This window comes from Bifidobacterium bombi DSM 19703 (assembly GCF_000737845.1).
Taxonomy (GTDB): domain Bacteria; phylum Actinomycetota; class Actinomycetes; order Actinomycetales; family Bifidobacteriaceae; genus Bifidobacterium; species Bifidobacterium bombi.
Genome location: NZ_ATLK01000001.1, coordinates 344,189 through 363,561 on the forward strand (window position 1 = coordinate 344,189; position 19,373 = coordinate 363,561).

Consider the following 19,373-nt stretch of genomic DNA (forward strand, 5'->3'; position numbering starts at 1 on the left):
GCGGATGATGTCGCCAACTGCGTCGAATGACGATGAAGTTCAAAACGATACGGTGGTGGACTCGCGCGTTCTGGTGCAGAAGCGTGATGGCCGGGTGGTTGATTTCGATCCGATCAACATCATCGAGGCCGTTAGGTCGGCTTTTCAGGATCTGGACAAGGAAGTGGGCCCTCAGGAGGAGCAGTTGATCCGCGATCTTGCCGATCAGGTCGAGGGTGAGATCCAAGGGCGCTACAAGGGGCCAGCCCGTATCGAGGACATCCAGAGCCTCGTGGAACACGGTTTGGTTGAGGACCACCTTTACGATGTGGCTCGCTGCTACACCACATACAGGCTTAACAAGGACATCGACCGAGCCAAGGCGACGGACATTAACGAAGCCGTCAACCGTCTGGTGAACCGGGACCCGAAGTTGGTCAAGGAGAATGCGAACAAGGATTCCAACGTCTACGCCACGCAGCGTGATCTGTTGGCCGGCGCGGTCTCCAAGGCGTCCGCCTTCTCGATGCTTCCCAAGGACGTCGCCAACGCTCATATGAAGGGCGATATACACTTCCATGACGCCGATTATTCGCCGTTCACAGCAATGACCAATTGTTCGTTGCCTAATTTCGCCAACATGCTCAAGGAGGGTTTCGAGTTGGGCAATGCCATGATGGATTCACCGAAGTCCATCGGCACCGCGGCCACGCAGATCACCCAGATCATCAAGGACATCGCGGGCGACCAGTACGGTGGGCAGACGGTCAATCGTGCGGATGAGATGCTTTCCGAATATGCCAAGAAAGATTACGACAAGCATCTGAAGATGGCTCAGGCTCTGATTCCCGATTCCATGTCCATTGCTGTAGCCCGCGACATGGTTGACGGTTTGAAGGCGCAGGAGCCCGACAACCTTCACTTCGAAGGGCGTGATCCTTTACCGCAGGATGAGCCGTTCCACGCGGACGCTCCAGAGCTTGAGCGCATTCGTGAGGTCTATGCCAAGATCATGACCCGTAAGGCCATCTATGACGCCATGCAGACCATGGAATACCAGATCAACTCCAATCGTGTCTCCAACGGTCAGACCCCGTTCGTGACCGTCGGCTTCGGCCTAGGTACGGACTGGTTCGCGCGCGAGATTCAGCGTGCCATCTTCCTCAACCGTATACGCGGACTGGGCAAGGACCGGCACACCGCCATCTTCCCGAAGCTTGTCTTCACGGTCAAGCACGGCATCAACGCCGATAAATGTGACCCGAACTATGACATGAAGAAGTTGGCGCTGGAATGCTCTACCAAGCGCATGTATCCGGACATCGTGTTCTATGAGAACATCGTCAAGATCACCGGTTCGTTCAAGGCGCCCATGGGTTGCCGTTCCTTCCTTCAGGGCTGGGTTAACCCCGAGACCGGAAAGGACGAGGAGGACGGGCGCATGAACCTTGGCGTGGTCACGGTTAACATACCTCGTATCGCTTTGGAGTCGAGAGGCGACAAGGATCGTTTCTGGAAGATATTCGATCAGCGCATGCAGGTGGCTCATGAGGCGCTTCAGTTCCGCATCATGCGCTGCAAGCAAGCCACTCCCGTCAATGCCCCCACTCTGTACCGCTATGGTGCCTTCGGACGTTTGGCCGCCAACGATAATGTGGATCAGCTGTTTAATCGTTCGCGTTCCACGGTGTCGCTTGGATACATCGGCCTGTATGAGGCCACGAGCGTCTTTTATGGCAAGGACTGGATGAGCGATCATGCCTGGGACCCGGAAGGCAAGGAGTTCGCCCTTTCCATCGTCCGACGCATGAACGAGCTCTGCAAGCAGTGGGAGAACGCGGAGGGTTACCATTACTCGGTGTATTCCACTCCGGCGGAGTCGTTGACAGATCGCTTCAATAGCATGGACCGCAAGAAGTTCGGGCGTGTGGAGGGTGTCACGGACCATGACTTCTATACCAATTCGTTCCATTACCCGGTCTGGCTGTCGCCCACGCCGATGGAGAAGCTCGATTACGAGAAGGACTTCCCCTACTATGCGGCCGGCGGTTTTATCCACTACTGCGAGTTCCCCTGCCTGCAATCCAATCCCAAGGCTTTGGAAGCCGTATGGGATTATGCTTACAACATCGGCATAGGCTACCTCGGTACGAACACTCCGATCGACCACTGTTTCGTCTGTGGTTTCGAGGGGGACTTCGAACCCACTGAGGAGGGGTACAAGTGCCCGGAGTGCGGCAACAGCGATCCGGATAAGTGCAACGTCACCAAGCGTACGTGCGGTTATTTGGGTAACCCCGTGCAACGTCCGATGGTGCACGGTCGCCATGAGGAGCTGGCCCACCGAGTCAAGCACATGAGTGGCGAGACCGGACACGTCATGCTTTCGGATGGTTCCGACCGCGAATGGTATGCCGAAACCAAGTGATTTTAGGGGTGACCGACACAACGTATTGTATGCTTCCGGGCGTCGCTGCCTGTTACGCCGGCGACGTCGTCGGATGGCTTGTCCGTCCGGATCTCCGAATCTGGCCTTAGACGTATCTTTTTGCAGGTCTGGGCTTCGGTGGCCGCGGTGTGGCGCTCGTTTGTCTTCACCGTTTGTCTTTGGTAACGGCGTTCACAGACCATTGGTCCGGATCAGTGCTCTGAGGGTTGCATACCCGCTGTGCAGTGTAGGTTTTCGACGCCCGATGGTTCTGGATTGGCGCAGAGGCGGCCGCCCGCGTGTGGACGCCTGCTTCCGAGCGTCCAGAAGCCGATGTTCGATAAAGTCTTAAGGAAGATGTTCATGACACGTGTACATGATTTTGCCAAAACGGAGTCCGGACGTGGGCCGTTCATTCCTACGGCTTTGGCAAACAACCCAAGGGCCGGTCAGTGGACCAGCAAGGCGATGAGCCATGACATGGTTGCGGATTACAAGCGCTTTCTGATGACCGACGGCGAGGGGATTCGCTGTTCGGTGTACGTTTCGGGTTGCCCTTTCCATTGTGAGGAGTGCTTCAACAGTTCGATTTGGGATTTTCAGGCGGGCCATCCGTATACACAGGATTTCGAGGATGCCGTTATTGCGGATCTGTCGAACGGTTTCGTACAGGGTATAACCTTCCTTGGCGGCGAGCCGTTGTTGAATACAGGTGTGCTCTTGAGGCTTTCACGGCGCATCCGTTCTGAGTTCGGCCATTCCAAGGATATCTGGTGCTGGACGGGGTACACTTGGGAGGAACTCATGCGTCAGGGTGAGAGTCCTGACAAGATTGAGTTGCTCCATGAGGTGGACGTGCTCGTCGATGGCCGATATCTGAAGGACCAGCATGACGCTCTCCTGCAATTCCGGGGCTCCCGGAACCAGAGGATAATCGACGTTCCAGCCTCCTTTGTTGCAGGCAAGCCGGTGATCTGGGGCGGTTTGCATGATCAAAAGCGTTTCATTCCGGAGATGTACGGCAAAGATCGCTCGGCGGGTGAGGGAGCCGCAAGCTAAATTCCAAGGGTTTCCACAATGGTCCAGTTCGTGCCCCTCCCACAGGCGCGGCAGGTGCCATTAAGTTTTCAGGCGTATTCGAACTGGAATGCAAGTCGCCTATTCCATCGTCACGAAAATGTCAAGGGGTGTTTGGATTCCGCCGTGAGTCTGTGAGCTGAATCACGTCACTATCGGCTATATAAGACGTGGCTAGGGACTAATGTTGACATATGAGTTTTGGCACATCTGCTATGCGTAAATCCGCTGGACATATGCGCCGGGCATGTGGCAAAGGGGTGGATACATGGCGCAATCGCTGAACGGGAATCCGGATGATGTGTGGAAGTCGCACGATATGTCGAAGGATCCTTTGAGAATCGGTCTCGACATCGGTTCCACGACGGTCAAGGCGGTGGTGCTGGACGAAGATGACGACTTGGATGATGCGCTGTTCTGCGATTACCGGCGTCACAATGCGAATGTGCGTGCGACCGTTGCGGGGCTGCTGCAGGACATTTCGGGACTGTTGCAGTCCCACGGCGAAGGCGGGCGTCCCGTGCGGCTGGCAATCACCGGATCGGGCGGTTTGGGCCTTGCCGATGACCTCGACGTCCCCTTTATTCAGGAGGTCATCGCCGAGACGAAAGCCATTGACCAGGTATACCCCGAAGCTGATGTCATCATCGAGCTGGGTGGGGAAGACGCGAAGATCACATATCTCAAACCGACCCCCGAACAGCGTATGAACGGTTCCTGCGCCGGTGGGACCGGTGCGTTCATCGACCAGATGGCTACGTTGCTTGACACCGACGCAGCAGGTCTCAACGAGATGAGCAAGGATTATCGGATGCTGTATCCGATTGCATCCAGGTGCGGGGTCTTCGCCAAGTCGGATCTGCAGCCGCTGATCAATGACGGTGCCGAAAAGCCGGATCTGGCTGCTTCCATATTCACCGCCGTGGCCACGCAGACAATCGGCGGATTGGCTTCCGGACGGCCGATACATGGCAACGTCATCTTCCTTGGCGGGCCTTTGTTCTTCCTTTCAGGTTTGAGGGATGCCTTCGCCCGTGCACTGGAAGGCAGGGTCGACAGGTTCATCCTTCCCAAGGATGCCCATTTGTATGTGGCCTACGGTTCAGCACTGATAGCAGGCGACGGCAGCGATCCCGAGCAGGAAAAGGCCTTTGCGGCACGTACCTGTGCCGACATACTCGACGACCTTGAATCGCTGAAAAACCGCAAAGTCAATACATCCACCATGCCGCCTCTGTTCAAGGACGACGAGGAGCGCCGGGCTTTCGAGGAGCGCCACCACAGGGAGCGCATCAAAATCAGCACGCTTGAAGGTGCCAAAGGGCCGCATTTTCTGGGCATCGATGCCGGGAGCACGACCATCAAAGCCACGTTGATCAATGATGACCATGATATCGTATGGTCGTCATATGCCACGAACGACGGCAGCCCCTTGGAGGCCGCCGTGCAGATCGTGCATCGGATCGAACAGGAGCTTCCCGACGAGGCTTATATTGCTCGCAGTTGTTCGACCGGTTATGGCGAAGGATTGATCTCCACCGGACTTCATCTCGACGAAGGCGTCGTGGAGACGATGGCGCATTATCGTGGTGCCGAACTGGTCAGTCCCGGTGTCACCTCGGTCATCGACATCGGAGGGCAGGATATGAAATACCTCGCCATAGCCGATGGCGTCATCGACTCCATCAGTGTGAACGAGGCCTGTTCCTCGGGTTGTGGCTCCTTCCTCCAGACTTTCGCGCAATCCATGGGCCTGACGATTGAAGAATTCACCCAGGCTGCCCTCCGTTCGGATCATCCAGTGGATCTTGGTTCACGCTGCACGGTGTTCATGAACTCTTCCGTGAAGCAGGCGCAGAAGGAGGGTGCCAGCATAGAGAACATCGCAGCCGGCCTATGCTATTCGGTAGTTCGCAATGCACTCTATAAGGTCATCAAACTGCGCGATGCCGGGCAGCTTGGCGACACCATCGAGGTACAGGGCGGGACATTCCTCAACGATGCCGTGCTGCGCGCTTTTGAACTGCTTACAGGCAGAGAGGTAACACGTCCGAACATCGCGGGGCTGATGGGCGCATACGGAGCCGCGTTGACTGCGCGCATGCATTACGAGGACGCCAACGAGCTTGACCCGAATGAGCCTCATACGCGTTCAAACATCATCATGGGTCAGGCCTTGGACGGCTTGTCCATGACGAGTTCGCATGATGTATGCAAACGATGCCAGAACAAGTGCAAGCTCACCATCACCACATTCCAGGATGGTTCCCGATACGTCACCGGAAACCGATGCGAACGCGGCGCCGATGCCAAGGCGGAGCGCAGCGACAGGCCGAACCTTTACGACTACAAGTACAAACGTGCCTTCGCATACCGAAGGCTGACGGACAAAAAGGCGACTCGCGGTGAAATAGGTGTTCCTCGCGTGCTCAACATGTACGAGAACTATCCGTTCTGGTTCACGTTGCTTACGTCATTAGGCTTCAAGGTGAGGATTTCCGGGCGCAGCAGCCATGATTTGTTCCAAAGCGGCATCGAATCCATAGCATCGGAAAACATATGTTACCCGGCGAAGTTGGTGCATGGGCACATCAAATGGCTGCTCGACCGTGGCGTGAAGACCATTTTCTACCCTTGCGTGTCCTATGAGGAGAATCTCGTGGAGGGCGGCACCGACAATCATTACAACTGTCCGGTCGTGGCCAACTATCCTGTAGTCATTGAGGCGAACATGCCTGAGCTCCGGCAGGAAGGCGTACGTTACATGCGCCCTTATTTCAACCTGGCCGACCATGACCTCATGGTCGATCGCATCGTTGAGGTGTTCGATTGGGCTGGAGTGACGCGCGAAGAGGCCAGGACGGCGGTGAAAGAGGCCTACGCCGAAGACAAGATCTTCAAGAACGACGTTCAGCAGGAAGGACTGCGCGCGTTGGCCTACATGAAGGAACATGATTGCCGCGGCATTGTGTTGGCTGGCAGACCCTACCATGTCGATCCTGAGATCAATCACGGGATTCCTGAGACGATTTGTTCGCTCGGAATGGTGGTGTTGTCCGAGGATTCCATCTGTGAACTGCAGCCTGGCCAAGAGTTGCATCTCAGCGAATTTCTGTCGCAAGATGAAAGGGATTCGCGCGCCAAGGATCGGGCGGGGTTCCGCAAGGTCGTCGATCGGCCGGTCAAGGCGATGCCTCTGAGGGTCACCAATCAGTGGGCCTATCATTCCAGGTTGTACGCGGCGGCGAATTTCGTGGCCTCGTATCCGGGTCTTGAACTCGTGCAACTCAACTCATTCGGGTGCGGTATCGATGCCATTACCACCGATCAGGTCAGTGAGATTCTCGCGGACAAATCGGACGTGTACACCTTGCTTAAGATCGATGAAGTGAGCAACCTCGGCGCCGCAAAGATTCGCCTGCGCTCCCTTAAGGCGGCCGTCGAAGAGCGGGAGGCGGGCAGTACCAAAGCTGAAATCGCACGAACGACGCGCACCCCGCGGACGACAGGGAGCGAGACGCAGGACGGTACCTTGCACAAGAACGATGCGGAACGCAAGGGCGCACGGTCCGATCTTGAAACGGCTCGCGCCGAACTAGCACATGCACAGGCGGCTTTGGAAGAGGCCCGGAGGAAAGTCGATGCGGCGGAGGGCAACGTGGCAAGCGCATGGCCACCGGTTGCAGGTGAAGTGCTTGACCAAGGTGGCAACTCGAAGGATTCACCAAACGATGTTCATGGTCGATTCCGCAGAACGGGGTCAAAGGCGCCCACACCAGGACGTCAAGTGATGCTGGACAGCGTCATGAACGCCGGACGCGGACTTGCCAAGTCATCGTATGGGGCGGCTTCATCGCAGACAGGCCATGATCGTTCTCCGGCGGAGGCTCCGCGAAAAGGTGCCCTGTCGTCTACGTCGACTGACGGGTCAAGGTCTCCAAGGGCGAAAGGCACATTGAGCGCCTATGCTCATAAGATCAAATTCCAAAAGTCGATGCGAGGCTACACCATAGTCGCTCCGCAGATGAGTCCCGTGCACATGAGCCTTGTCGAGGCTGTCATTCGTTCAGGCGGCTATAAATTCGACGTGCTCAAGACCGCCGATCGCGATGATGTGGAGCTCGGTCTCAAATATGTGAACAACGACGCCTGTTATCCAGCGATCATGGTGGTGGGGCAGCTGGTGGATTCCATCGTCAAGGGAAAGTATGATCCGGACAAGGTATGTCTCGCCATCACGCAGACCGGTGGCATGTGTCGCGCCACTAATTATTTTGCGCTCATCCGCAAAGCACTGGTGGATGCTGGTTATCCTCAGGTTCCCGTAATCGCCATCTCGACGCAGGGTATCGAGGACAATCCGGGTTTCACAGCCACGCCCCAGCTGCTTTGGAGGGCTCTCAAGGCGCTCGTCATCGGTGACCTGCTGATGAAGTGCCTGTACCGTGTACGTCCGTACGAAGAGGAACCCGGCAGCGCCGACAAGCTGTACCGTCTGTGGGATGTCATCGTCAGAGAGACCATCGAACACCACGGTTATTCGAAGACCGCCGCGAGGCGGTTCGGTAAGGGCTATCTTCCTTATCAGAAGCTGCTCAAGCAGATCGTGAAGAGCTTCGACTCTCTGCCTTTGAGAAACATCCAACGCAAGCCAAGAGTCGGCGTGGTCGGAGAGATTCTGGTGAAATACCATCCCGATGCCAACAATCATCTGGTCGATGTTCTTGAGGCACAGGGGTGTGAAGCGGTGGTGCCCGGAATCATGGAATTCATGACGACAGGCCCCTACATCAGTGATTGGCGCGAAAAGCACCTGGGCACGGGTGGGAATAAGGCGGTCTATGCGGCGATGCGTTGGGGACTCGACCGAATCCTCAACCCGGTTCGGCGCGCCATCAACTTGTCGCGCGGCAAGTTCGGCCAGGACACCCCTATGCCCGAGTTGGTGGATATGGCTTCCGAAGTGACATCGATTGGCGTGCAGGCAGGTGAGGGGTGGCTGCTTACCGCCGAGATTTTGGAGCTGATTGGTTCCGGATGCCCCAACGTGGTGTGTGCGCAGCCCTTCGCATGCCTGCCGAACCACGTGACTGGGCGTGGTATGTTCGGCAAGATTCGCAGGCTCCATCCGGAAGCGAACATCGTCTCCATAGATTACGACCCAGGTGCTTCGCAGGCCAATCAGCTCAACCGGATCAAGCTTATGGTCGCGACGGCGAAGAAGAACCACCAGAAGATCACTTCCGCCGATTGAGCACGTGTTTTCGGGTTGGCTGGTTACAATGGCCTTTGCCGGTGGTATCGGACGAATCGTGGTTTTGGTGCACGGGAAGGAACATGATGGCTTTGACTGCCGATATGGTTGTGCGGACTGAAGGATCCGCTGACGATCCGGAGCACGGGTCTGAGGCTTCGGGCCGGTCGGATGCCGTCAGGGGTGTCCGTAACTACGGCAGGCGGCGCCCCGCTCACGCTTCGTCGTCGAACCGGCGTTCTGACAACGGCAGTGGCTGGCTTTTCCTCAGGGATTTGATTATCTACTGCGTGATACCTTTGTTGGTGGTGTTCACGTTGTTTGCCAGCTATAGGATTCCATCGGGGTCCATGATGGACACCATAGAGGTCGGTGACAGAGTCCTGGTCACCCGGCTCGAGCCTCGTCTGATGAAACCCAGACGCGGCGATGTGGTGGTGTTCAAAGATCCGGCGCATTGGCTTGATGACAAGAACGAAAACATGTTCACCGACACCCTGATCAAGAGGCTTATCGGTTTGCCCGGCGATACTGTGGAGTGCAGCGGCAAGGGGGCTCCCGTCAAGGTCAACGGTGTGCCCATCAACGAGACCTCCTACCTTAAGCCAGGCGTCAATCCGAGCGATTTCGCCTTCAAGGTCAAGGTCAGTGCGGGCAATGTTTTCGTGATGGGTGACAATCGTGCGAATTCGGCCGATTCTAGGTGGCACGCCGATGATGGAAACGACGGTTTGGTTCCCGTACACGATATCAAGGGCAAGGGGTTGCTGACGTTCTGGCCGTTGGGTCGTTTCGGTGCGTTGCAGTCGCACCACGAAGTGTTTGACGCCGTTCCCGCGCAGGCGGTGTCGTGAGTTCCGGCGATTCGACAAGATACGGAAGTCGGCGTGGAGGCGAACCCGTGCAGACCAGACCCGATATGCTCACCGAATTGTGTCTGGCACAGCGCGGTTTTGATTTCATCGCCGGTTTCGATGAGGTTGGGCGCGGTGCTCTCGCTGGACCCGTGATGGTGGGTGTTGCAGTGATGAAGGCGGACGACATTGCACATGCAAAGGTGCCGTCTGGCCTGACGGATTCAAAATTGCTCAGCGAACGCAGGCGTGAGGGATTGTATGACGAGCTCCTTGGCTGGTGCGCAGCCAGCGCCGTGGGGCAGGCCTCCAACGTCGAAATCGACCAGTGGGGCATCTCGCATGCTTTGGGTATCGCCGCTCTGCGTGCTCTTGCTCAGGTCGAGCGCCGCATAGGTATGGATCTGGTCGGTGCACGCGTGGGCGCGATACTCGACGGTCCCAACGATTACATCACCAAGGCCTTGGACAGTTTCGATGCCCCTGAGGTTCCCGTGTTAGCGCAGATCATGACGCGGATCAAGGCGGACCAGTGTTGTGCACTCGTTTCGGCGGCCTCCGTCATCGCCAAGGTGACCCGTGACCGTCTGATGGTCTCTCTGGCCAGTGGCAATGTGGAATACGCGCCATATCATTGGGAGCGAAACAAGGGATACGGTTCTCTGGAGCATCGTGAGGCCATTCGTCGGCTGGGACCGTGCGAACTGCATCGCGTCAGCTGGCATCTGATATGAACTCGCCGGATCCTGGTCGCCGTATCCGTGGCGTTTCATGTTATCCGGCATGAGGTTTCAATGTTGATTCGGCCTGTCAATGAACATAGGGGGCCATATGATTGAAGCCTGTATACATATCATTCGCGAGTGTGCAAAAGGTATTGAAATGTCTGGCAAGCAGTTGTTTTCTTTGGTTCCCCGCACTGGTCTGCTGATAGCGGCAAAGGTGGCCTCGTTATGGGTGACGCTGCTTGCCGGTGTATCATTCGTGTTCACTTTGATTTCTTATCTTGCCATCCCCATTTCAGCAATTACTGAAGGTGGCAGACCGCGAATCGGAGTCTCCGCCAGTATCGCCAAAGGCGGCGCACAGCCGCACATCCGTAATTTCCCGTATGTGCCGGGAGGTATCTCCGTCTTCATTGAGTTGTTCGTCCTGATCGTGATCGTAGGTTACCTCGCTTACCGATTGTCCTGCTATTTCGCCGGTAAGATTGATGAGCGCGTCCATCTTCATCTGTATGAAGGCCTGTATGCCCATATGCTGGATTTGGGGAAGTGCCGTGGCGTGGGTGAATATGAGGATGAATTTTCGTTCGCTATGGATGAGGGGATTCGCGACGTCCGTTGCCTTTACTCGGTGGTTGTGCCAGAGGTGGTGTTTTCGTACGTCGCCTTGCTGACGTTGTTCGTGGTCGTGCTTTGCATCGATGCACCCACGGCTCTGCCTTTGCTGGTCTGTCTTGTTTTGCTTGCAGGTTTGGGCTTGCTCTCGTTGAAGTCGCCTAAGTTGCAGCGCCGCAAGGGTCTGACGATGGTCCTGACCGTCCTGTGCCTGTGCTGTGCCTTCGTCGCTGTCGCGTTGATACTTATCCGCCGCTATATCGATGGGCATGTGGGATTGTCCGATGCCTTGACGGTGCAGCTGTTGTGCGCTGGTCTGCTGATGCCGGTGCGGCGGCTGGGAACTGTTTCATCGATGCTGCAGGAAGGTCTGCGTTGCCTCAGGAAGATCACGAATCTACTAGACGTGAACGTCTCGTCCATTGGAGTGGCCGATCGACGTTTGGGATTCGGATCATGCTCGGTCATCTTCGATGATGTGAGCCGCAGGCGGACTGATTCGGTTGAGGTAACAGGGCTGAGTTTCAAAGCCGAGCCAGGGAGATTGACTGTTCTTCTGGGGGATCGGGCTTCAGGTGCGGGAATCGTTCCGCAGTTGCTGGCCGGAACCTTGGAGGATTATCAGGGTTCTATACTGCTACGCACCGGAATAGCCTCTTCTGCGGATTTGGAACTTCGCTCGCTTACGCTGCCTTCCCTGGCTTCGGCAGTGACCGTCGTCGGTGAAGGCAGCAGGTTCTTTGCTGGGACACTGCGCGACAATCTCGCCGTTGCCGATCCCAACGCCAGTGCGAATGACATGTGGCTTGCGCTCAACCGTGCCCATATCGACGGTTTCGTCTACACGCAGACCAAGGGGCTTGACATGCCCATCGAATCAAATGCCGACAACATTACTGCGGGTCAGCGGCTCAGACTTTTCCTGGCAAGGGCGTTGTTGTGCGACACCCCTGTGTATGTATTCGACGATGTCATGGCTGGCGTGGACTCTCAAAGTGCAAAGGTCATGGACAGGGCCATCCACGAACTCGCCAGGACGAAGACTGTCATTGTATTCACGAAGGACGCCGATGACGCTTGGGAGGGCGATCAGGTCCTGACCTTGTCTGAAAACGGAGTCCAGACGGGTGACGAATCTCAGGACATCACCCGAAACACCGAGGATGTATCCCAGGCCGACCTCAAAGAGCGTCGCTCCGTGTCCCATGACCATACCGGCATCACGGCGGTGGGAGACGCTGGTGTCCCGGTTCAGGCAGGTGCGGATCGGGCGAGACATATGAAGTCTCTGCATCTGGTGAATTGTGTCTGTGAGGTTTTGGAGCGTTTGGCGGGTGTGTTCGCGCCGTTCTTCGCTGTGGCGACCTTCATTGTCCGGAACGGTCAATCGGTTTGTGGATTGGACGTCGCTGCGTCGTCTTGGGCGCTGTCGGCCTGCTCGTTGTTGTGGTGCGTTTGTGGGTGGTTCGAACTTTGGTCCGGTTCACGCATCCGCGACGGTTATGTTACGGATGTGTATGGGCGGCGAAACCCCTCACTGACGAAGGGCATCGGTGTGCGTAACATAGCGATATCAGTGTTCGCGTGTGCCATCTGTGCCTTGGCACTGGCCTTCCTGAACGTCTGGTTCGCCGCGATCTTCTGTGCCTTGCTGCTGCTGATCGGGGCGGTGTTCCCGCTGCTCTTCCTGCGGGACATCCGTCCGTTGATCCATCTCGTTGCCTTTGATGAACATAAGATCAAGGCGAGGATTAGCGAGGATGTGCACGGTATCAATGAGATGATACGTTTTTCCCAGGGTGAGGGTCGTATGCACAGCAGTATCTCGAGGGTCAGGAAGTTGTTCGTGGAACGGCAAAGGTTGTACCGCAAGCGTAGCGTCTATGTCGGCTTGAGCATGGTGATGGCGGTTTGTGCCGTATTGCTTGCTACGACGTTGTTCCTGAGTGAGGGCATGGCTCCCTCGTCCGGTGTAGCGGCCGCCGCCTTGTTTTTCCTCGCATTGACGACTGCATTGTATATGGCGCAGCTCACGGCTTTCGTCGCCTTCGCCAAGGCAAAGCTCTCCTATAATGAAAAGAAATTCTGACTGATGATGGGAGAGAAGCATGTATGTAGGCGACGGAGGTGGCAACAGATCTCCTAGGGGAGGTCGACGTTTCGATCGTTCGCGTTTTCCCATGGATGCGTACGGAGACAGTCAAGTACGTTACCGGATGTATGTCTTGGTTGCCGCCGCAATCGTCATAGGCATCGTCATCGGTCTGCTTTTGCCAAGGCTCGACACTCCGCTGGCCCGCATGACGGGACGTTACGTGGCTTCAGGGCCTGCGGCCGAGGCGCTCAATACCCTTGCAATCGACGATCACCCCAGGTCCTCCTCATATAGGCGCGACGCTTTTTCGTACAACAAGGTCGATTTCGACGGTGACGGGTGCACCGTGCGTGACGATGTGCTGCGTCGTGATATGAACGACGTCACTTACACAGGCGGGTCGTCATGTCATGTGGATTCAGGTGTGCTCCACGATCCTTACACTGGTAAGGAGATTGACTTCGTGCGAGGCAAACAGACTAGTGCACAAGTGCAGATAGACCATGTCGTCGCTTTGGAGAACGCCTGGCAGTCAGGTGCCAGTAAGTGGGGATTGGCCGAGCGTGAAGAATACGGCAACGACATGTACAATCTGCTTGCGGTGGACGGACCTGCCAATCAGGAGAAGGGTTCGGCGTCGGCGGCATACTGGTTGCCGGAGAATCGCGGTTACCGTTGCTCATACGTGGCGCGTCAGATAGGAGTCAAGACGAAATACCGATTGAGCGTGACCACCAAGGAGAGGGATGCCATCATTGAGGTCCTACGGTCATGCCCCTCCCAAAGCATACCGAAACATTAAGGAAGTTCCGGAAAGCCTGAGCTTATGGAATCGGCGCCTACAGTGTTATATTTGCGTGCCTGGCGAGGTTGTTCCTTGTGTGTGGTGCCGTGCTGCTGGTTGCACATACCCGGCACGCTGTCGCCCGCTTTCAGTGCGACGCGCTGAACAGACGACGGTGCATGGCGTTGATTGCCTTCTGCGTCATGTCTTTGGTCGATCCCGCGCCTTTTCCGCGCACGCCGAGGAAGACGGTGGCCACCATCATGAACGCGATGACCGAGCTGACGTACAATGATATCCGAACGCCGAAGATGCTTGAGGTGATGGCAGCGGCATGACTTGTGCCGAGCGTACGTTCCTTAAGCGTGGTGAACTGTTCCATCAGAATGACCAGGACAGGTGAGCCTATGGCCCCGGATACCTGTCGAATGGTGTTTGTGACGGCAGATCCCGCTGACACATCCTTCGGTTCAAGGCAGTTGAGTGACCATGTCGTGCAAGGCATCAGCACAAAGCCCATGCCTACCTGCCGAATGAATTGGCAGATGGAAACCCACCAAATCACGGTCCCACTGCCGATGAAGCTCATCATCACAGTTCCAATGAACAGAATAATGGAGCCGAACAAAGCGGTCGGACGGGCTCCGAATTTGTCCAGCAGACGTCCGCCGCCAAACTGGGAGATGCACTGTCCCAGTGCTCCGGGCAGCATCACCAGTCCTGAGATCGTAGCGGCGTAGCCACGATCGCTTTGGATATACAACGGCAGGATGACATTGATGGAGCTGAAAGCGAAGAAGCTTAGTGCCGCCACAAGCGTGCCGATCATGAAGTTGCGGTTGCGTAGCACGGTGAGATCGAGCAGAGGTGGCTGGACTTCCTTGAGTTCTTCGGCATAGGTGCCTTCGTGCATCTTGCGACGACCAAAATGACGATTGACTACGGGCTGGTCATCCCAGTCTTCTATCGGTCTGATACGTGCGTTGCCGGCTGCGTTGTGCCTTCGCAGTTCCAAGAGCTCGGAGCGGGCTGCATTGAATCGTCTGGCACCCTTCATCTGACGGACGATGAACCAGACAATGCCCCCGAGTCCGACGAGCATCATCAGCCATACCATCGGGTTGGTGAAAGGGTAGGACTCGATGTTCGTGAAGCCGTAGAGAAGTCCTCCAAAGCCGATGACGGAAAGGCATACTGAGAAGAAATCGGCCTTGGCCATTTTGTCTTTTTCATTGAAATTATGCAGACCGAAGATGGCCAGCAGCAGTGCGATTACACCTGAAATGCTCAGAGTCAGGAATATCGAGCGCCAGCCGGTGGCATCCGTCTGCCAGCCGCCGAACGTAGGTCCGATAGCCGGGGCCACGCTCATCGCCATACCCACGGTCCCCATGGCCAAACCTCGCTTGGCAAGTGGATAGATGGAGAAAACGGTGATTTGCAGAACAGGCCACATCACCCCGGACCCCACGGCCTCCAAGGTCCGTCCGAGCAGGACGAAAGCGAAGACATGGCTTTGCCAAGCCAGCAACGAGCCGATGGTGAAGATGCTCATGGAGGTAATGACGATCTGACGGGTAGAGAACCTTCGGGTAAGGTATGCGGTGAGTGGCACCATCACACCCTGCACCAGCTGGATGACCGAGGTAAGCCATTGACCTGTCGTCACGCTGATATGGAATTCATCCACGATGGTCGGGAGAGCGGCGCTTAGTTGCAGCTGCGTGAAGTTGCCGAGAAAGGTGATGAAAGTGAGTATGGCGATAGATACGAACGCGGCGTGGGTCAGATGACCGTCGGCATAGGTCTCGCCTTGTTGCAGAGGAACTGACAGATTGTGCTTCGTGTTTTTCAGGAGTCGCCTTTGCAAGACTTAATCACTTCTTTTCTGTTTTTATTCGGATGTGCCCTTGTTTTAGAACTCAGTAGTTGCCGTTTGCGAGCCAATGACGATATGCGCCTTGGATGCCGCCATACCGCTGGCAGTAGCTCCAGAACCACCTCAGCTGTGTCTGATAGTTGTCGTGCCAATCCGCTCCTGCACTCGCCATTTTGCTTCCTGGCAACGCTTGGGGCAGTCCGTAGGCGCCTGAAGGGTTCTGGGCGTGCACGTTCCAGCCTGATTCATGGGAGATGATGAATACGGTCGCAGTGAAGTCCTCTTCGCTGTAGCCGTTCGAAAGCAGGTAGTCATGTGCCCACTGCTGCATCTCCCCGACGGGGACCGTCGTGCCTATGGTATTGTCGCTGCCCTTAGAACCGGCGCTCGAACCTGATCCGGAACCGGTGCCTACCAAAATGACCTTGTCAACCGGCGCGGTCTTGACGTATGAGGTGAACACATTGCTGGAAATGACCTTGCCCCCGGCCTTGGTAACGAGACTTGTGGTCTCCATAACTCCATTGCTGCCTTCAGTCTGTACCTTTTCCTGGCCTTTAGGCAATGCCGCGGTTTCCTTGCGGACGGTATTGAACGCAATTGGTTCTTCCGAGGTCTTCAGCGCGGAACCCGCACGGGAAATCGTCACCACAGTGGATTCCTTCACCTTGGAATTCAACGCCGGCGTGATGACATCACCCGGCTCGAGCGTAATGTCGCCTTGCTCGAGGACCGATTTCACGGTGGTGAAATCTCTGCCTACTACAGCACGTGACGTGCCGTCAACTTTGACGGTCACATACGTGGCGTTGGGGTCCGCCCTGCGCAGACCGTCTCGTGCACTACTACGAGATACGCTCAAAGCGTTCCGGTCGGTTACGGAATATGCTGTCTGCGTCATCTGCGTTGCCATGCGGTGCCGATATGCATTGAGTTCCAGCAAGCCGCCGATCAACAAGGCGATTGCGGTGAAGAAACAGAGTATCTTAAGCCACTGGCGTTTGCTCAGTGAGCTGAGGGTTTTTACTTCCTTACGGTGGTTTGCCATCATGCTCCTTGAATTCGCCTGTCTGGGCGACAGACATATCTCAATTGTCATAAGTATAAGCCGCGGCATAGAGAACAGGTGCCTGAATGTAAAGAAAACGACCGTCCCCGGTCGCAAGCCTTATGACTTGCTTCAAGCGGCGGTCGCATGAAATCAATGGGAAATTATGAAATCAACGGGATATTGGACGGGGCATACGAAAAATGGGTTACCTTGCCCGCGTATGACCTGAAACGAAGCCGTTATGCTTGCGGCTGAGTTTCGTCTTTGCTCATGTCCAGATCGCGAGCCTGTTTGATTAGCTCATTGAGGTCCGAAGCCCGCAAGGCCCCGGCTTGCTTGAAGATGACTTGGCCATTCTTGGCGATCAGCAGGGTGGGTACCGCCTGGATGTCCGCTGCGCTGGCCAGATCCTGGTTCTGGTCGATGTCGACCTTTCCGAAGACTATGTCTGTGTTGTCCTCGCTCGCTTTTTCATATACCGGTCCGAAGGCCTTGCAGGGCCCGCACCATGTGGCCCAGAAGTCCACGAAGACCAGTTCGTTGTCTTTGATGGTATGTTCGAAGTTCGTTGAAGTAAGTGTCTGTGTTGCCATTACGGCTCCTTTCGAGAGTCCTTTCATGATAACGCGTGGGACGGTCTTCGTGCTAACATTTCGTTACCAGCTTCGCTTGCCGTCGAAACGTATCAGCAATGCGGTCCACTGGTGCGCTCGAACATCTTCGTTTTTCCCTTTAATAAGCCGTTAATGAGCCTCACCCGTATGGTGGTTGTTTGAGAAGCTCGGCCATGGGTGCGATAGGTGCGTCGCAGCGATGGGGATATTGGATTTTTGGTTCTTTTGGTGGATAATGGAGTCATGCCGGTTTTAAATGATGAGGTTCCAGATGATGACGATTTCGATGCGGCGCGTGTCAGAGGTGAGTTCGATGGGATTACTCCCGAGGATTTCGTGCGTGGCTCTGACAATGGCAATCCTCCGGGCTGGCTTCCGGCGGTGCGTATAGACCGGTTGCGGCGCGAGGTACCGCTCGTCTACGTAGAGGTGGTCCCTGTGCGTTGTGACGATCTTGGGCGTATCAGCGAAGTCGGCTCGCTGGTGCGCGTGCGTGACAACGGTTCCGTGGAACGCACGTTGGTCAAGGGCCGTCTGCTGTTCCATGAAACCATACGTGAGGCGTTGGCACGCAATATCGGCAAGGATCTCGGTGAAATAGCGCTGCCGGTCATACCTCCTAGCCTTCAGCCTTTTACGGTTGCAGAATTCTTTCCGACACCAGGCATATCAAGATTCTACGACCCCAGGCAGCATGCTGTCGCATTATGCTACGTAGTTGTGATTTCAGGGGATTGCAAACCCCAGGATTCCTCCCTCGATGTGCAATGGTGTGCTATAGCAAGTCCTGAATTCCGAACTTTCCTCAATCAGATGGACGACGGGCAGGATGAGATAGTGCGTCGGGCTCTGAGCTGGACGGGTGCCGGAGAATGACATCCGTGTCCGTGGAACTGTGCGTGGGGACTGGGATGCACCTAGGCATACGTGACATGCGTTTTCGAGCCGGTCGGAGGACCGATGCAGATTCAGACGGATGCGTTCCGCGCTGTGTGTAGCCGTGCGTCCTATCGTTGTCAGTGGAAAGGATAATAAGTGGTGATGGAGTCGAACGTAGGTCACGAACAGGTGGGACGGGTTTCCCGTGCCTATGCATTCGATGGGGAAATGCTTGCCGAGCAAGAGGAATGGTCCCGTAGACCGTTATGTGTGGTCAATCATGAGTACCGCGCGGGGTCAGGTACGCCGCTAGTACTTGTCCACGCCTTTCCTATCGATCACCGTATGTGGGATGAATGTGCCGCACTGATCATCTCGCGGTCGGCGCGAGCCGGAGTCGTTCCCTTTGCCGTCTGGGCGCCTGATATGCCCGGTGCCGGTATGAGCCCCGTCCCTGTTGTGGGGAGCTATGGTGAGCCACGTGAGGACGGGGCATATCCCCGGGCTCTGGACGCCATCGTCGAAACGTACGTGGACATGCTCCATGACGCAGGCTACGACAAAGCTGTTTGGGCTGGGATATCCATGGGTGGGTATGTGGCGTTGGACGTGCAAAGACTGCATCCTGAATGTGTTGCAGGCTTGGCACTGTGCGACACGACTGCCGACGCCGATGTCGACGGAGGCGCCAAGCGCTTGGGTGTTGCGCAGGACGTCGTACGCGGTCTCACGGTGATGCCGGTACTTCATTTCGCACAGCCGGCGCAAGGCGATTCCACGGTTAGAAGGTCGAGTTGGTTCATCGACGAGATGACGTCTTGGATCAGGGAGCAGTCGCCCGCCGGAATAGATTGGCGTCAGCGCATGGCTGCGGGAAGGCCGGATATGAATGCGCAGCTGCCACGTATCACCGTCCCGTCCCTGGTTCTTTGTGGCGACCGCGACCCGTCCAGCGGTCCCGATCGCATGCGGGTCATGGCCTCACACATGACAGGGACCGAGGTCGATATGCAGATCATCCATGACTGCGGGCATTTCAGTGCTGTGGAGCATCCCGAAGAGGTGGCCGAAGCTTTGTTGCATCTCATGGCGCGTGTCGGGCGCTGATATGAGGTTTGCTTCGCCTCGGTTCCTGCGTT

Annotated in this window: 12 protein-coding genes; 9 read left to right on the top strand and 3 right to left on the bottom strand. The window is 56.2% G+C overall.

The window, feature by feature from the left end; translation table 11 throughout:
- Positions 1-4: 4 nt before the first annotated feature.
- The 7 genes from nrdD (at position 5) to BBOMB_RS01340 (ending at position 13,829) form a co-directional block, all read left to right on the top strand.
- Complete coding sequence (gene nrdD / locus BBOMB_RS01310) at positions 5-2,407, top strand: anaerobic ribonucleoside-triphosphate reductase (protein WP_044086850.1); 2,403 nt, start codon at positions 5-7, stop codon at positions 2,405-2,407.
- 357 nt (positions 2,408-2,764) lie between these two features.
- Entirely contained in the window at positions 2,765-3,466 is a 702-nt protein-coding gene (gene nrdG, locus BBOMB_RS01315; protein WP_081867210.1) for an anaerobic ribonucleoside-triphosphate reductase activating protein, read from the top strand.
- A 337-nt stretch (positions 3,467-3,803) separates the two neighbouring features.
- Entirely contained in the window at positions 3,804-8,738 is a 4,935-nt protein-coding gene (locus BBOMB_RS01320) for a 2-hydroxyacyl-CoA dehydratase (RefSeq protein WP_044086852.1), read from the top strand.
- An 83-nt stretch (positions 8,739-8,821) separates the two neighbouring features.
- A complete protein-coding gene (gene lepB, locus BBOMB_RS01325) occupies positions 8,822-9,592 on the top strand; it encodes a signal peptidase I (protein ID WP_238549848.1) in 771 nt (256 codons plus the stop codon).
- Between the two features lie 65 nt (positions 9,593-9,657).
- Positions 9,658-10,326 (top strand): ribonuclease HII, encoded by a 669-nt coding sequence (locus BBOMB_RS01330; protein ID WP_044086855.1) that lies wholly within the window; start codon positions 9,658-9,660, stop codon positions 10,324-10,326.
- Positions 10,327-10,474: 148 nt separating this feature from the next.
- A complete protein-coding gene (locus BBOMB_RS01335) occupies positions 10,475-13,021 on the top strand; it encodes an ATP-binding cassette domain-containing protein (RefSeq protein WP_044086465.1) in 2,547 nt (848 codons plus the stop codon).
- A gap of 91 nt (positions 13,022-13,112) precedes the next feature.
- Positions 13,113-13,829: an HNH endonuclease family protein gene (locus tag BBOMB_RS01340; protein ID WP_044086856.1), complete on the top strand. Its 717-nt coding sequence runs from the start codon at positions 13,113-13,115 to the stop codon at positions 13,827-13,829.
- A 130-nt stretch (positions 13,830-13,959) separates the two neighbouring features.
- Here the strand turns inward: BBOMB_RS01340 and BBOMB_RS01345 are convergent, their stop codons facing one another.
- From BBOMB_RS01345 to trxA, 3 genes are all read right to left on the bottom strand, one after another.
- On the bottom strand, positions 13,960-15,681 hold the full coding sequence (locus BBOMB_RS01345) for an MDR family MFS transporter (protein WP_081867213.1): 1,722 nt from the start codon (positions 15,679-15,681) through the stop codon (positions 13,960-13,962).
- A gap of 52 nt (positions 15,682-15,733) precedes the next feature.
- On the bottom strand, positions 15,734-16,738 hold the full coding sequence (locus BBOMB_RS01350) for an aggregation-promoting factor C-terminal-like domain-containing protein (protein WP_044086467.1): 1,005 nt from the start codon (positions 16,736-16,738) through the stop codon (positions 15,734-15,736).
- A 242-nt stretch (positions 16,739-16,980) separates the two neighbouring features.
- Entirely contained in the window at positions 16,981-17,334 is a 354-nt protein-coding gene (trxA, locus tag BBOMB_RS01355; RefSeq protein ID WP_044086469.1) for a thioredoxin, read from the bottom strand.
- 264 nt (positions 17,335-17,598) lie between these two features.
- Between trxA and BBOMB_RS01360 the strand changes: the two genes are divergently transcribed.
- Together BBOMB_RS01360 and BBOMB_RS01365 are read left to right on the top strand one after the other, a co-directional pair.
- Positions 17,599-18,231, top strand: a complete 633-nt coding sequence (locus tag BBOMB_RS01360) for a DUF4916 domain-containing protein (protein WP_044086471.1) — start codon at positions 17,599-17,601, stop codon at positions 18,229-18,231.
- Positions 18,232-18,396: 165 nt separating this feature from the next.
- Complete coding sequence (locus BBOMB_RS01365; protein ID WP_238549849.1) at positions 18,397-19,341, top strand: alpha/beta fold hydrolase; 945 nt, start codon at positions 18,397-18,399, stop codon at positions 19,339-19,341.
- Positions 19,342-19,373: the final 32 nt, after the last annotated feature.